This is a genomic window from Gordonia sp. DT30, from assembly GCF_049844915.1.
Classification (GTDB): Bacteria; Actinomycetota; Actinomycetes; order Mycobacteriales; family Mycobacteriaceae; genus Gordonia.
Genome location: NZ_JBNCLY010000094.1, coordinates 1 through 359, shown reverse-complemented (window position 1 = coordinate 359; position 359 = coordinate 1). Strand labels below are relative to the sequence as shown.

General features: G+C 69.1%; 1 pseudogene. It reads right to left on the bottom strand.

The window, feature by feature from the left end:
- A pseudogene (locus ACLQ3C_RS21575) lies at positions 1-359 on the bottom strand (HNH endonuclease); the annotation flags it as partial.

The following is a 359-nucleotide window of genomic DNA, read 5'->3' as shown; positions in this document are numbered from 1 at the left end:
GCAGGAGGAGCGTCGTCAGGGTTGCTGTCGTCGGCAGGTGCGTCGGCATCGACAGGTACCGGTAGCTGCGCCTCCCACTCGGCGGCCTCAGCCGCATCCGCCGGGGTCTCCGCTGCGGTCTCATCGGCCGGAGTCTCATCGACCGGCTCGGTGTCGGGGTCTTTCGCGGTCCGCGCGCACCCATCCCGACCACACGTACACGACAGACGGGCACCCGGAACCCCCGTCAACTCCGCCAACGCCGCCACCCGCTGCTGTCCGAGCGTGCGCCGATCATTACGACACACCCGCAACCCGATCAACGCCGCGATCCGATCCCGCAGAAACACCCCCACCTGGGCGGGTACACACGCCTCGAT